This is a genomic window from Pyramidobacter piscolens W5455 (genome assembly GCF_000177335.1).
GTDB classification, from domain to species: Bacteria; Synergistota; Synergistia; order Synergistales; family Dethiosulfovibrionaceae; genus Pyramidobacter; species Pyramidobacter piscolens.
Window position 1 is genome coordinate 1 of record NZ_ADFP01000059.1, and the last position, 14,638, is coordinate 14,638.

Genomic DNA, 14,638 nt, shown 5'->3' on the forward strand with positions numbered 1-14,638 from the left:
GGGAATACCTCGATGACCTGCGGCAATATACGCTTTAGCTCGCATACGACATCAATATCGTCTTTACGCCGCTTCCAGAGACGATCCGCTTCTTCAAGCGCGACAAAATACTGCTTAAACATATCAGCCTGTTTTAGTCCTCGAAACATCGAGGATTGAAGCAGGCTGATTTTTTTTTGCAATTTTTCGTCCTGGTTTTGAGCGTCTTTAAGGTATCGCTTGAATCGCTTGTAGTCGCCCGATCGGTTCATCCCCGCGTGAGCGGGGTTTTGCGTCGGCGGTTCCGGCTCCGGCTCGATCGTCACGGTTCATCCCCGCGTGAGCGGGGTTTTGTTCTGCGCGGAGATAGTGGACTGTTCGAGCCCGGGTTCATCCCCGCGTGAGCGGGGTTTTGACCGGCGGCGCTGATATACGGGAGCTGCTGGAAGGTTCATCCCCGCGTGAGCGGGGTTTTGAAGCGGATGTGCGAGCCGTCGTCTTCGCAGCAGGGTTCATCCCCGCGTGAGCGGGGTTTTGCCATCTTGAACGACGCCAACGACTACCGGAAGGGGTTCATCCCCGCGTGAGCGGGGTTTTGAGCGACCTTCGAAAGCATGGTGCGTCCTCCTTAGGTTCATCCCCGCGTGAGCGGGGTTTTGTTGCTCGCTTGCGTCCGTAGTTCTCCCGAATGGGGTTCATCCCCGCGTGAGCGGGGTTTTGACGTTCTTGTTCTTTGTAAACACGGCGTCCTTAGGTTCATCCCCGCGTGAGCGGGGTTTTGTAAGCCCTATGCCAAAAAGAGGCAACAGAAAGGGGTTCATCCCCGCGTGAGCGGGGTTTTGACGTAAAGCAGATAATCCTTGCCAACGGTCGCGGGTTCATCCCCGCGTGAGCGGGGTTTTGCCCGACGGACAAGCCTCCGGCACCTGAAAAAAGGGTTCATCCCCGCGTGAGCGGGGTTTTGCCGTCCCAGATCTTCGAGACGGTATTTGTAAGTGGTTCATCCCCGCGTGAGCGGGGTTTTGCGAGCAGATTGCCGAGTTGGAGAACCAACAGAAGGTTCATCCCCGCGTGAGCGGGGTTTTGTTTTGACCCATCCCGTCGCGTCGCATTGTCGCCGGTTCATCCCCGCGTGAGCGGGGTTTTGTCGTCCTGTTGTGCGCTGTTTAGGTCGGCTTAAATTTTCACTTGCAACGTTCTTTATCAACATTGACATTACACAATAGGTTTAGCAGCTCGATATCTGAACAGTTACTATTAGTCATCTGAAGAATGAACAAGGCTATTTTATCAGAATATTCGCACTTGTTATAACGCGACCTCTTGGAATTGTTTCCTTTGTTCCTCTGTTTCCCTGTCGCTGAGGCGGCTCAGGAGGACTCCGTCACAGTCAAGAACGATTCGTGCAGGCAATCCAAGACATTCTATGCCTTGCCCGCCAGGTCGGGATGAATCGCTCCATATAAGCATAATGGAACTATTTAGATCCTGTTGTTCGTTGTACCACTTTTCGATGACCTGCCATATTCTCTGGCGGATTCCCGCCGACATCTTGGGGTGACTGTATACGCCCGGAGCCAGTTCCAGCATGCAAGAAGCGAGAAAACCGCGATATTTCATGGGAACGTTGTTAGTGATCACGACGGTCATCGGCATTTACGTTTCCTCGTCTTCATCGCTCAAAACTGTCTTAATGGTTTCGATCATCTGATGGATAAAATGTTCTCTGGCAAAAACGCTTCCCGCCAATTTTCTCACATGCCGTTCGATGCCGGTAGCCGGCTCTTCCTGACTGCGCTTCAATCCCTTGAAAGCGATGGGGATCGTAACGCTCATGCGAAAAATATCGGCGATATCGAGACCGAACGCGTCGTAAGCGGCTTCATGAATGAAACCAAGCTGCGGAATGGTCGCCGTCGCGGCGACAGCAATGCTTGCGGCCGCGTAAGCGGCTGTAGCGGCATGATTGATGGCGTTATTTATTTCGTCGTTCTTTTCGGGATTGGCCCGGTTGAATTTTCGCTGCCGCCAGGGGATTCCATATCGCTCGGCCAGCAATTTATAGCTCTGACGAACTCGCGTCCCCTCGATGCCGCGCAGTTCTTCCAGATTTGTGGTGGACAGTTTCTCGCCGAAACGCAGTTCGTACATTTTGAGAACGGTTCTCAAGCGTCCTTTTGACGACGCCCAGAGCGTGACTTGGCGGCGGGCCAGAGCGCTTCGGTCGGGACTGAGAGGAGGCGCCGTATACATGCGCACGCCTCCCTCGCCTATGGCGACGAGTCCCAGTCCATGACTGCCGGCAAGTCTGAACACATCGTGACTGACCGTAGTGCCCGGTCCCAGTAAAAGCATCGACACGGTCTGGTAAGGGATATCGTATGCTCCGGGCTCAAGGTTAGGACTGCCGGCCGAAAGGAAGCGAAGCGTTCCTTTTTCAACGAACAAGTTGCCTCGCTCAAGCCAGAGCAGTCCGTAACGATCCGCGTGAGGGACGTTGGCGCTCTCCAGGCCGAGTCTCACAAAGGCCACTTAACGAACCGCCTTCAAAAGCAGCATGCCAAAGCCAAAAGCGCAGTGGCGCCCTACGCCGTGACGGACAAGGCGTTCAAAGGCCTGAGGCTCGGTCACGCAGAGTTCGCCGACAAACGTTGTCTCGGGATAGCTGCGTCGTTCGGAATGAGTCGGCGCGCCGCAGTGGTCCTTCGCGCTCCGCGTGGTCAAATAGGAACTGCGGCTGCCGGTGATGACGACATCCCGCAGTTCCGCCGCGGGAACGAAACGGCGTTGAAGCCACTGACGATACGTTCCCTCGATCTCGCCTTTGTGGAGTTGGCGAAACTCATGGATCGTTCCGTCAAATGTGCCATTTCCCCTGGCTTCTTCACAGGCAAAGTAATTTTTCATCAGCCACACGTCGCTCTCCACTTTGCCGCGCCTTATGGTAGGACGGCAATAGACGCTGAAACGATAGCGGCTGCCTTTGCTCCACTGTTCAGGCATGACGCGGGAACAGATTTCCGGCAGATTAAAGACCGCGGGCAGCAACGAATCGGAACCTTCATCGGAGCGGAAATTTTCAAGACTCCGGCGCAGAAAAGTTTCGTCGGCCGGCGTATAACCGAGCACCCGCGATCGTTCGCTCTGAACGAGGAAGGGTTGCGGTCCCAGTTCTCCAAAAATCTTGCGGGTAGCCGCATGCACCAGGTAACCGGGATCATCGCCCAGACGACGCTGATGTCCCCAAATCGAAAGTGCCCGAAGGTTCAGATCGAGGCAGATCATATTAAGGCTCAACGGAAGTCCCCTCCTTTCCGCCGTCGACAGGGATCGCCGAGTGTTGCGCTGTCGTGTCGCGCCACACATAACGCCGTCCGCCGTGAGTGTTGGCAACCCAATTCCGGCAGTCGCAGCGTTCGATCACGTGAACGCTGTCGTCTCCGTGTACACTGAGGGCTTCGGCAGGCGTGAGCGGCCATTCGACGAGAACCTTATTCCGGGAGGCAGGCTCTCTTTTTGTCTGCGCGCCAAGAGGCGCTCGCGGCGTAATATGCATGATAGCGTCTTTTAAACTGTCAGTATGGATGATTTCGCGTCCTTCCGGTTCGAAACAGATCGGCTGTGACGGCGGACAGCCAATGCGGCCGATAAACAGGGGACGGGCCGGATGACGCAGGGCGTCGCGAATTTCTTCCAGCGCAGGGGCTTCGTCCGCTGGATCAAGGGCGATCAAAACGGTGACCGCGGCGTCGGCCCGGTAATGACGGTAGCGCTGGACCGTAAATTCCCCTTTGGAACCGCCGCCGCGTTCGGCCACGATGCCGTCCGTACGCCAGAGCGAGTCTTCACTGCTCAGACGCGCCGTCTGGTAGTCCCGCAAAGGAACGCCTGTCCGATCTTCGCGCGAGGCAAGACGCAGACGCTCCTGAAGGCGCTGGAGTTTTTCGACATCCTGAAAAGTCCACCCCAGGGCGTTGGCGATCAAGCCTGTCATCTCCGACAGGCCGGGCAGGAGATCCGTCGGCCTGATCTCGTCGACGGCGACGTCGCCAAAAGCCATCAATGGACCCCGCAGGCGCAGGATCAGCGCGTCCATTTTTTAAAGCTCCAGAGAGACGACCGCGCGCTCTAGGCTCTCGCCCATTCGATCGAGAGAAGAGTTCTCGCCTCGGGGGATGCTGACGTCGTACATGGAAGCAATCCAGCGCCGCTCGTCGCTTCCGTACATTTCATCGCTCTTCCCGACGTAGTCCTCCAGTTGACGCAGCGCCTGAGCGCGCATGTCTCCGCGGAGCGGGACAGGCAGATAAAAAGCGTCGGCCAGCGTGTGGGGCTGGCTCTCGCCGGCTTCGGCCATGACAAACCAGGGACGGGCATAAGGCGCGGTCGACCCCAGCTTAGCGCCGGGCGTCACGGTGGCGATCAGATGCAACAGATGTTTGACCAGACGTCCCGCCACATCCCGCTGCGCTGTCTGCCATTGCTTGGACGGACAGCCTTCGATATTCGAAACCAGCTGAGGAACGTCAACGACGACATAATTGTAAAAGATCCCGCTGGTCAGTTCGGCCGCGTTGATATGGGCGGAACCGGAATTGTTCAGGTCGTCGACGGCCGTGAAATAATCCGTCTCGGACTCCTCGGCGTGGACGGTAAAGGCGTGCGCCACATGGACGGCCGCGGAAACGCGGGCGTCGGTATCGCCGGAAATAAAGCGTCCGAACATGGCGGCGTCAAGGCCAGCGCCGCATTTCAACGCTTGAAAATCTTTTTTGTGTTTTTTGAACCATTCGCCCGTTTTTTTGCCAACATCCGCGGCGCTGCCGTCGGCGGAGGCCATTTCGCGAACGATCTTGGACAAAAACTGGATCTCCGGGTGTCCCAGCACGACCAGTTCGCTCCGTTCCGCGCTCAGCTGGGCGTCGATGCTCGGATTCAGAGCGTCGGCATCGTCTTTAGCAGTTTTCTTGTTTTTAGCGGCCGCTTCGGTGCCCTTCGCACCGTAAAGCTCGCTCTGCAGCGCCTGAGACGCGGCGACGACTTTCTCCGCATCAAGACCTTCCTTTTCGATCAGCGGCTTCTCGATTTTCTCGGGGAAAATCCTGCGGGAACGGATCGATGTGGCGATGTCCTTGTCCACATTCTGCAGGCTCCACAGCCCGTCGGCCATGCGCCAGTGACGTTTCAGGCACTGAGAACTCACGCGGGTCCGGCTGACGCCGCCAAAGGGGATCCTCTTGGAAAGGCCGGAGTCGTCGCGGTTCAGCAGCGAAGCGGGATAGGTCGTCAGCGTCGAGATCTGGATGAAGCGGGGCAGCATTGTCATTCTGATTCATTCTCCTTCACGATCGATTCGCCGTTTTCTCCGGCGGTGTTTCGAGACTTCCACAGCGCAAGATAAAAAGATTTGGTCAATGCCGAGCGCACTTTCGAGCGCTCGTTTTCTTCCGACGCTACGCAGAGGCACGCCAGAGCCGTCCACGAAAAGGTACAGCCTTTCGAACTCGCCAGTTTCAGCAGGTAACGGAGCAGGTCGAAAAAACGGTCGCCTTCCGCCCGCATCAGCAGGTCGAATCGCCGTGTCAGCGCGTCGCCGGCGTCTTCCATGCTGCCCAGGGCTGCGCCGAAATCGTCTCGCGCGCCGCGGCAATTTTGCGCCGTCATGGCCATGCCCTGAAAGACGGCGCCCCAGGCTTTCTCCGCGCCCTCGTCCAGGGAGTTTCCCGCATCGCCGAGGATATCGTACTCGCAGAGCAGTCTCCAGAACACGGGGGGACGGGTATCGTCTTTCGTCGGGTTCATGCGGCGAAGTTCGGCTCGCTCGCCTCGAGTCAGCGTGTAACCTTTCTTCTGTTCTTCCTCGGGCGTCGGCGCCATGCGCATAAGGAGCTCGCCGGTTCTTTCAAAGAACTTCTCGTATCGTGACATCACATGAAACGCGTTTTTCTCCGCGGGCATTTATCCTTCCTCCTCTTCGGCGGTTTTCAGGTAAATCGCAAGCAGGCGGTCTAACGTAAGCTCGCTGAGCGCCCGGGCTTTTACGGATTGGCTGACGCTGCCGGGCAGCGACGAGACGCCGATTTCATAGTACTTTCGAACCAGTTGCCGCAGACACGTCTTCCATGGAACGAGCCAGCTCTCGTCGGTAATCTCGCCGTCTGTCATGCGGGAACACGTATCCCAGAGGTACCGGAAAAACAGCGTTTCGACCTCGTCTTCCATTTTGTTCTTGACGACAGGGATCCAGTTTTTTACGGCAGACGAATTCCAGTCGATCGCCCTGTTGCCATCGGCGCTTTTCCCGCACTGCATGAATCGCGCCAGAGCCACTCCCAGAACGGTGTTTTTAGCCGTTTTCACCAGGTTGATCATGGCGCCGGCAGCGCGCCACAAGGTAAATTTATCGCTCACACCGGCGACGCTCACCGGGATCAGCCGTTCCTCGTAACCCTCCGTCTTTCCCTGCCCTTTCCTGAGAGCGCTGCACCATGCCTGCGTTGCCACGGGATCGTCGATTCCTCTGTGATAGCGCAACAGCAGCGGTTTCTGCATTCCCTCGGCTTCGGCAAGGATCCTGGCGAGGTTGGCGTAGTTCAGATTCGAACCGAAAACATGGCTGCCTTGTTTATCGAAAACGACCGGTTCCCACGGGTCGCGGAGGTTGCCGCCCGTTTTCTCGATGTCCACGCGGGCGCACGCCGAAGCCGCTTTTTTCACGCTCACCGAATTTCCGGAACGCACCGCGCGGACGCGGCGGCAGATTTCGATGAAGAGCGGATGAAGGTCGCGCAGCGCGGAGGACGTTTTCCCGTTCCACGGCTCCAGCCACAAGAGCCGCGTTTCTTTTTCGCTGCGGCAAAAGGCGTAAAGTTCCCAGTCGGGGGGGCAGTTCAGAATGACGCGGGCGTCCCGGCCCCATCTCGCTCCAGGCGAAGAACTGCTCTGCAACGTCAGAATCGGGCGAATGGACCACCCGCCGTTCTGGCGAGCCACCCCATAATTCCCTCTTCCCAAAAAACCGCTGTTCGTCTGCAGCGAGATCAGCGCGAAGATCCATTCCTCCGCAGAGGGGTGCTTCATAACGCCGGATTTGACGTCAAAGTTCTTGGCGGATATCAGCAGGTCAAGATCGTCGGGGAACTGCGCCTCGCCTCTGTAATCGGCGAAGTCCCCGTCCGGCGCGGGGACCTGCATAAACGCGGGTTTGTTCAGATCGTCCGTGACAAGGCACCACGGTTCGTCGAGCGGAAATTTTCGCGAATAGTCCGGCACGACGCCACGGATCATGTCCCGCCATTCGTCGGGAGAATGGCGCCCCAGCATCGCCCACGGCTTTTTGGGATCGGGCGGCGGCAGGTTTTCAACCTGCCCGGCCGTCTCCAGGGCATGACAGCCAAGCTGCACAAGCCATACGTGGAACGGGGCCGCCTGATGAGGCAGCAGCGCCGGGAACGCGGCGACCTCGTTCCGTTCGAGCGCGGAGAAAAGTTCCGGCAGGGAAAAACGCCGCATGGCGCCCTGTGGGTTTTCGACGCTCAACCATCGCTCTGTCAAAAGGTTGTTCTCCACGTTTTCACTTCCTTACTAAAACACTGTTTGTTTTTTTGTATCTGACGTAAAGCTTATATGGTAATTATAAATTTGTCAAGCGCTTTTTTCCGTTTTTACAAAAAACGCGACAAATCATTTATAATGGATCCAGCTTCGCCACGCGGGGATGTACCCAGTGTATTAGTTGTTTAAAGACAAATCCCCGCGCGAAGCGTCGGCTGAACGCTCTCCTTCCGCAGGGAAGGATCGTTTCGAGACAACGGCGCCGTAGGGAACTGAAAACTTTTGCGCGTTTTCAGTCCCCTGCGGCGCCGTCATTCTTCGTCTCTTTCATCGAGATCGAACTGTGAGAGCAGTCCCTCGGAATCATAGTAATACTTCCGGCTGCCGAGCGCGAAAGACAGCAGACCGCCTTCCGGCCTCGGTTCCACCAGATACGTGCCGTCTTCTTTTTTCTTCTGCGCTTCCAGCGCGGCAGCGTCGGTCCCCAAGAGCCAGGCGGGGATCGAAAAACTTTTCAGTTTCTCCCCTTTCAGCGGACTGGCAACCGACTTGTCGCATTTCACGGAGAGATCCATCACGCCCAAACGGGTTGCAATGCGTTCCATTTCTTTGCCACAGGCGATCTTGACGTCCTTGAACGCCTCGTCCCATCTCAGCCGAGCCGTCCTGGCGATCCAGCCCTGAGCCAGTTTGAGGCCCTCGACTTCGTTCAGCGCGCGCTGCCATTTTTCAGCGCCCAACCCGTTCACCAGACGCCGCAATGCCTCGGGATGAGTGCTCTGCTCCACAAAAAAGCGATTTTGCTCCGGAAGGTTCCACATCTCGTTTTCTTCGAGCAGACGCCAGGTCGCCGCCAGCGAAGGCAGATTGACATAAGCCCGCTCGGTTCCGTAGCCGTACGAGCGTGCTTCTGCGCCGAGCAACCAGCCGCAGTCCGCATCCGGCAGCAGGACGACGCAGCGCGGCCGTTCAAAGCCCGCGGGCCGCCGGCGCTGGTGCCGGAAAAGACGCCCGATCCGCTGCAGCATCACGTCGGCGGGACACAGATCGGTGATGATCAGGTCGAAATCCACGTCCAGCGACTGTTCCAGCGTCTGCGTCGCCACCAGAACGCAGCAGTCGCGCAGCTGATCCGGCGGCACGGCTTCTTTGCCGAAACGGCGCCCGACCTCGCGATCGAGCAGCCGCCGGTCCTCGGGAGCGTAACGGCTGTGATGGAGCGTCGGGATTTCGTTGACGCTGAAAATCTTTTCCGCCGGCAGAATTTTCCGCAGCGCGCGGAAGGTTCTCCGCGCCTGACGGACGCTGTTGCGTAGGATGAGGACGCAGGGGCCTTTTTCATCGAAGGGGGCAAGGTTCTGTGTCGCCAGCTGCGCGACGGCCTGCGGATCCTGCTGGATCGGTTCGCGCTGCATGCGCACGCTTTTGCCTCGCGACGGGGAAGCCGCCGTCAAAGGCGGTTCCGCAGAAGACGTCAGCAGCGGATAGGGAACTTTCACAGCCTCCGTCAGCGGCAGACGCTCCGTTTCCGTCTGTTCCGGCCGCTGCGGCCCATTTTCGTTCCACACCTTAAGGTAGCGCTCGGTGCTTTCGGAACCCAGCGTTGCCGACATCAGCAGCACATGACCGCCGACGCGGCGAAACAGTTCGATGAGCCCGCAGATCAGGGCGCTCATGTAGGCGTCGCTGGAGTGGACCTCGTCGACGACCAGCAACGAACGCTGAAGAGCCGCCGCCCGCATGTGGGCATGAGGGACTCGCAGCCCCGCCAGCAGCGCCTGATCGATGGTGCCGGAAGCGATCGGAGATGCGAGAAAGCGCTTGGGCTGTTCGGCGTACCAGCCGACGGCCCGGTCGTTCACTTCCCGCCAGTCCACTTCAAAACGCCCGACGCGAAGCCCTTCACGGTCATTAACCCGCAGATAACCAGGCACGGCCAGCGTCACGGGGATCTGTTCCTGTCCGAAGGATGAGGCGGAAAACTTCACCATGCGCTCAAAAAGCTGCGTGGCGGCAAAGCGCAGCGGATTGGCAAAATACAGGCCGTCCACATATCCGGCCGCCAGGAGGCGGGTGTAGAGGCGCAGCGCCGCTTCGGTCTTGCCGCTGCCGGTCTCCGCCTCGAGGATATACAGGCCTCCGTCGGGAGACAGGACGAGCTTGTCGACCGCCTGCTGGATCCCGTTGGGAGAGAAACCGAATTGCGCGGCGAAATCGGGCGCCCGGTCGGGGCGTTTGTCGTCGAGCGTCCAAACAAGAGAAGCGAGGACTTTTTCCGCCTGACGGCGCGAATACGAAAGCGAATCTTCCTCTTCCGGCGACGGACGTTGCTCGCCGCGTGCGTCGCATTCTCCGCAATAGGGAAACAGACTGCGGTCGGAAGCGATCCAGTCGGCCAGCATCAGCGTCCCCGCAAAAAGATGCTGGAAGCAGGGCTCCTCCGGCAGCCCTCCGCCGGCGGCAAAAGCCGCCGGATACCAGCGTTGCGAAAGCGCCGCCAGCTCCCCGAGTGCCTTTTGGGGGTCGAGGTTAACGCCACGCTCCCAGCATTTCCTCGACGAGTTGTCCTGAGCCATGTCGCAGCGCTCCTGCGTGGGGACCGCCCCGTGATGGGCGAGGATCACCCACGTGAGGTAATCGTGCAGGATCCGCTTCTGGTCTTCGTTTTCCCAGAAATGCATCACGTCCAACAACTCATTCCAGATCTTTCCCTTGTAACGGATCGAAGAGAGATTGAACGCCGTATCAATGTGGTTAATCGATCTCTTCGGGGTGAGTTTTTCGATTTTCTCGCGATATTTCAGCTGAAACTTCGGCGATATTTTCCCGTAATCGTGCCAGAGAGCCAGAACACAGAGACGTTCACGCAGCGTCTCCGACAGCGGCCGCCCGAGGACGCGCTGAAAGTGCCGCTGAAAAAGAGCTCCGTCCATGATCTGCTCGAAGACCGCGGCAACGTCGGTCAGATGGGCGACAAGCGGCTGTTTTCGGCCGCTTTCAACGTCAAACTTGCCCCAGACTTTGTTCAGTTCCTGCAAAATCATCGCGTCAGCTCCCCGCACATAAAATTTAAAACATCCGGCAATATAAAGCTATTATAGTTCTTATTATCTAAAGAGACAAGCGAAGCGGCCGTTCGCCGGGAAAAGTCGGCGGGGTCAGGGACATTTCCCGGACAAGGAAGTGTCTGCCAGCGAAATTGAAAAGACGGAGAAGCCCTGTGAGAAATGACGTGATTCTCACAGGGCTTCTCCGTAAAAAAAGCGTTGTCCGGGGCGGACGAAACAGCTCACTTCCCGCCAGCCGTGACGTTTTTGATCACGCTGCAGCGGTCCAGGGCGAAAACGGCGTTGCGGACCTTGGTGCGGCGGTAAGCGCCCTCGATGATCAGCAGGTCGCCCTTGCTGCACTTGGCCAAGTCGCCGCGGTCGTCGGCGTCGAAATAGCAGAGGATCGACTCGCCGCCCTCTTTTTCGGACTGCAGAAGCACGGTGTACAGGTCGCCGGACACGCCCATGTCGCCCATTCGTCCCTGCACTTGCGTGAGCGCGTTTTCGTACTGGGCCTCGAAGCGGGCCACGTTGGCGCGGTAAGCTTCTATCATGACGTCGACTTTTTCGGCTTTCTTGGGCGAAGAAGACTGCGGCGAATTGGCGTCCGCCGCTTCGACGGGCGTCAGTTCGAGCGCGGGCTTGGGCAGCGGATCAGGCTGATCCAGCAAGCGGCTGGCTTCGGCCAACGCCTTTGCGGGCAACAGCGCCGCGGAGTTGGTCGTATCGAACCAATCGTCGGGATTGACGCGCAGACGGCGGATAATAGCGCCGTTGGCGTCGACGTAGCGGTCATAGCGGCGCTGATATCGAGTGCCATCGATGGAATAGCGCAGGCAGAAGTCGTTGTATCTCACGCCCGCCGCCTGATCGGCGGGAATATCCTGTTTCACCATCAGCGCGGAGAGTCGCTGGATCTCGCTCTCCGAGAGGATGCAACGGATCACGACGGAGATCATGCCGCTTTCGGCGTCTTTGGAGTATTCGCTGAGGTAGAAGTTGTTTCCCGCGCGGGTCGCATCGAGCAAAACCGGCTCGGCGGGCACGGCGGCGAAAAGCGCGGTGCAGCTCATGATAGACAGAAGCGTAAAGATCAGTTTCTTCATAGCTCACGGTCCTTTCAAATGGATTTGTGACGTGGTCAATTATAGCATGACGCGAACTAAGGGACAAAAAGAGCCCCGGCTGAAACCGGAGCTCAAAATGTTCTTCATCTGCCCGTCAGCAGGTCGAGGATGTCCTGACCGTAGCCGCGGCGTTTGGCGATATCCAGCGGCGTGCCGCGGACCGCCTCGCCGTTTTCCATGTCGCCTTCCCAGACTTCGCCTTCGAGCTCGGTGTCGGCGCCGTTGGCGACCAGAAGTTTGATCAGGCGCGGGTCGGCCTTGGCGTTCAGCGCTTCGAGCAGCATGGAGCTGTTCTGATCGGCGATGTCGTTCACGCTCGCGCCCGCTTCGATCAGTTTCCGCGCCAGCGCGTCGCCGGGATAGGGCGTGACGGCGCAGGCGAGCAGGGCCGGATTGAGCTGCGTCTTGTTCTTGCTCATGCGTCCGACGAGTTTCATGTCGACTCCGCCGCCCTGCGCGCGGATGTAGTTGGCCAGCGCTCGAGGCTCGTTCTCGAGATCGGCACCGGAATCGAGCATCAGGCCGAGGATGCGCCCCGCGTCCCGGTCGGTACGATTCGCCACGACGGCGACGGCGTATCCTTCCAGCTCGTTGCCTTCGGAGTCGGTGTAGGGGATAAAGGCGTTGACGTCGGCGCCCTTTTTGATGGCGGCCGCGACGGCGCCGTAGGAACTCTTCGCCCAGTCCAGCGGCTTGCCGTCGCCGGCTCCGTTGTCGGAATCGCCGGCGGCAGGATTCTCGGGCGGCGCGTCGGGTTCGGCGCCGGCTTCCAGAAATTCCAGCGCGACGGAGTAAGCTCTGCCTGAGGTGAGCTGAGGCTTGGAAGTCTCCCATTTCTTCTTGTTCACGGGCACGTCGGCGATCAGCTCGCCATCCTCGTCGAAATAGCGGTCGTACACGCGCTGGAACTTGCCGCCGCTTTCGTCGAAGCGGAAGCAGAATATATTATTGCTCAGCTTGCGGGCCCTGACGAACGGCACGCCCTGCTTTTTCGTCAGCCATCCGATCGTCTTCAGCTTTTCGGCGTCGCTGTAGTGCCCGTTGATAACCACCGTCATCCGCGCGCTGGAGTCGTTATAGTCGTATTCGTCGAGAAAAAACTCGGTGCCGCTCTTCGCCTTGACGAGCAAGACCGGTTCGTCGAGCGTTTTCGCCGAAGCGCCGGCAGCGCAGAGAGCACACAAAAGAAACGCGAGCAGGCATTTTTTCACGGGGATCATTCCTTTCATTCTATGTTGAATTAAGTTTATTTTAAAACATGAACGATGAAATTGGAAGCCCCGCTCCCTCCGCATTCTTTGCGACCCGCGGCGGACATAAGAATACCGCCGGCCTGGGGGGCAGACCGGCGGCATTCTTATGGGGTGTTTGTGTGTTGGAAGTGCTGTACTGCATTTCTGCCGGCATGCCACTGCGTTCCAGCGCATCTGGGGGGGAGACGCGATGGCGCACGAAAACTTTGCATGAGCAGCCAATTTTTAAGGGGGAAGGCGGCCCGTCGCGCCCGCTGCCGAGCAGGCAAGAGAAAAGGGAAATCCGTGACATAAGCCGCCGGGGGGAGGCGGCGAACATCCAATGAAAGGAATAGGCTCAGAGCGACTTATGAACGAAACGGCACACCGCCGCAAAGCTTTCGTCGGAAATGACGTGCTCCACTTTGCAGGCGTCTTCCGCCGCGACTTCGCTGTCCACTCCAAGTTCTCTGAAAAAGGCCGAAAGCACCTTGTGACGATCGTAGATCCGATCGGCGATCTCCTTGCCCGCGGGGGTCAAGGTGATCAAACCGTCCTTGTCCATGAGAATGTAATTGTTCTCGCGCAGGCGCTTCATCGCCACGCTTACGCTCGGTTTCGTCACGTTCAGCTCCGTAGCGATGTCCACTGAACGAGCATAACCGAGCCGTTCGTGGAGCATCAAGATCTTTTCCAGATAATCCTCCGCAGACTGATGTATTTGCATGTCTACCCCTCGCTTTCATTCTTATAAGTCAGCTTATATGATGCCATTAAAGGGCGAGTTTTGCAAGTACCATCACTGCGAAAGAATATACAAAACCTTCCGGCGTCTGAAAAATTTTGCGGTTAGAGGAAAAAACAGCTTCTTCTGAGAGAACACCGCAACGGTCACCCTTATGAAAAGGGGAAAACGCTTTTCTTTCTCAGTCGCTAAGCGAGCGCGCTTTTGAGAACGCCGCACCACGCTTCGATGCGCGCGTCGGTCAGTTCCGGCTGATTCTGCGAATCCAGCGCCAGGCCGACGAACTTTCCGTCCTTGACGACCTCGGAGTCGATGCTGTCGTAGCCCTCGACCGGAGCTTCGCCGATCAGCGTCGCACCGGCGCCCGCGGCCGCTTCGCGCAGCTTGACGAGAGCGAGGCCGAACGTGTCGGCGAAACCCTCGTGATCGCCCGTGCCGAACACGGCGACCTTCTTGCCCTTCAGATCCATGCCCTCCAGCTTGGGGAGGAACGCGTCCCAGTCGTCCTGAAGGTCGCCGGCGCCCCATGTGGAGGAACCGAGGATCAGAGCGTCGTATCCCGCCAGCTGCTCGGGAGAAACTTCCGCAACGTTCAGACAATCGGCCTGAAGGATCGACGCAATCTTCGACGCGGCTTCTTCCGTCATGCCCGTCGTGCTGCCGTAAACAACTGCTGTGGACATTTCTATAACCTCCTGCATGAGAAACTTTCATACTGTGTTAGATTACACTAACTATTTTAGCCGGAAATCCCATTCTGTCAAGAGGTTATTTTAAAAATTCTTCAAGACCAGTCGCGGCAACATTTTAGAGAACATTTTCAAGGTTTCGACCGCTCGGAAAAAACGACTTATCATTTTCCTTTCGCTGAAATTGACTCCGTCAAAGCCCGTTGACATCGCGTTCAAGTTCCTTTAGAATGCTCATAATCGAATTAGTTTAAACTAATTA

13 protein-coding genes and 1 CRISPR repeat array are annotated in these 14,638 nt (G+C 57.8%); all 13 genes read right to left on the minus strand.

Annotated features, from left to right (window positions below; genetic code table 11):
- A partial coding sequence (locus HMPREF7215_RS13810; protein WP_232205526.1) for a hypothetical protein occupies positions 1-182 on the minus strand: 182 nt, incomplete at its 3' end.
- A gap of 62 nt (positions 183-244) precedes the next feature.
- Positions 245-1,126: a CRISPR direct-repeat array (repeat unit 28 nt; unit sequence GGTTCATCCCCGCGTGAGCGGGGTTTTG).
- A gap of 161 nt (positions 1,127-1,287) precedes the next feature.
- Positions 1,288-1,635 (minus strand): type I-E CRISPR-associated endoribonuclease Cas2e, encoded by a 348-nt coding sequence (cas2e, locus tag HMPREF7215_RS05295; protein WP_009164664.1) that lies wholly within the window; start codon positions 1,633-1,635, stop codon positions 1,288-1,290.
- A complete protein-coding gene (cas1e, locus tag HMPREF7215_RS05300; protein ID WP_009164665.1) occupies positions 1,636-2,511 on the minus strand; it encodes a type I-E CRISPR-associated endonuclease Cas1e in 876 nt (291 codons plus the stop codon).
- Positions 2,512-3,276 carry a type I-E CRISPR-associated protein Cas6/Cse3/CasE gene (locus HMPREF7215_RS05305; protein WP_009164666.1) on the minus strand — a complete coding sequence of 255 codons (765 nt, stop codon included), beginning with the start codon at positions 3,274-3,276 and terminating at the stop codon, positions 2,512-2,514.
- Positions 3,266-4,075, minus strand: coding sequence for a type I-E CRISPR-associated protein Cas5/CasD (gene cas5e, locus HMPREF7215_RS05310; protein ID WP_009164667.1), 810 nt, complete (start codon positions 4,073-4,075; stop codon positions 3,266-3,268). Before cas5e ends, HMPREF7215_RS05305 begins: the two co-directional genes overlap by 11 nt.
- A 3-nt stretch (positions 4,076-4,078) precedes the next feature.
- The gene (gene cas7e, locus HMPREF7215_RS05315; protein WP_009164668.1) at positions 4,079-5,305 is read right to left on the minus strand and encodes a type I-E CRISPR-associated protein Cas7/Cse4/CasC; all 1,227 of its coding nucleotides are present in this window, start codon (positions 5,303-5,305) and stop codon (positions 4,079-4,081) included.
- Complete coding sequence (gene casB / locus HMPREF7215_RS05320; protein ID WP_009164669.1) at positions 5,302-5,937, minus strand: type I-E CRISPR-associated protein Cse2/CasB; 636 nt, start codon at positions 5,935-5,937, stop codon at positions 5,302-5,304. The genes cas7e and casB overlap by 4 nt, the downstream gene beginning before the upstream one ends.
- Positions 5,938-7,548: a type I-E CRISPR-associated protein Cse1/CasA gene (locus HMPREF7215_RS05325; RefSeq protein WP_009164670.1), complete on the minus strand. Its 1,611-nt coding sequence runs from the start codon at positions 7,546-7,548 to the stop codon at positions 5,938-5,940.
- 296 nt (positions 7,549-7,844) lie between these two features.
- Positions 7,845-10,577, minus strand: coding sequence for a CRISPR-associated helicase/endonuclease Cas3 (locus HMPREF7215_RS05330; protein WP_009164672.1), 2,733 nt, complete (start codon positions 10,575-10,577; stop codon positions 7,845-7,847).
- A 245-nt stretch (positions 10,578-10,822) separates the two neighbouring features.
- On the minus strand, positions 10,823-11,689 hold the full coding sequence (locus HMPREF7215_RS05335; RefSeq protein ID WP_009164673.1) for an OB-fold protein: 867 nt from the start codon (positions 11,687-11,689) through the stop codon (positions 10,823-10,825).
- A 104-nt stretch (positions 11,690-11,793) separates the two neighbouring features.
- Positions 11,794-12,921: a hypothetical protein gene (locus HMPREF7215_RS05340; protein WP_198004565.1), complete on the minus strand. Its 1,128-nt coding sequence runs from the start codon at positions 12,919-12,921 to the stop codon at positions 11,794-11,796.
- 379 nt (positions 12,922-13,300) lie between these two features.
- Positions 13,301-13,669: a metal-dependent transcriptional regulator gene (locus HMPREF7215_RS05345; RefSeq protein WP_009164675.1), complete on the minus strand. Its 369-nt coding sequence runs from the start codon at positions 13,667-13,669 to the stop codon at positions 13,301-13,303.
- A gap of 206 nt (positions 13,670-13,875) precedes the next feature.
- Complete coding sequence (locus tag HMPREF7215_RS05350) at positions 13,876-14,370, minus strand: flavodoxin (RefSeq protein WP_009164676.1); 495 nt, start codon at positions 14,368-14,370, stop codon at positions 13,876-13,878.
- Positions 14,371-14,638: the final 268 nt, after the last annotated feature.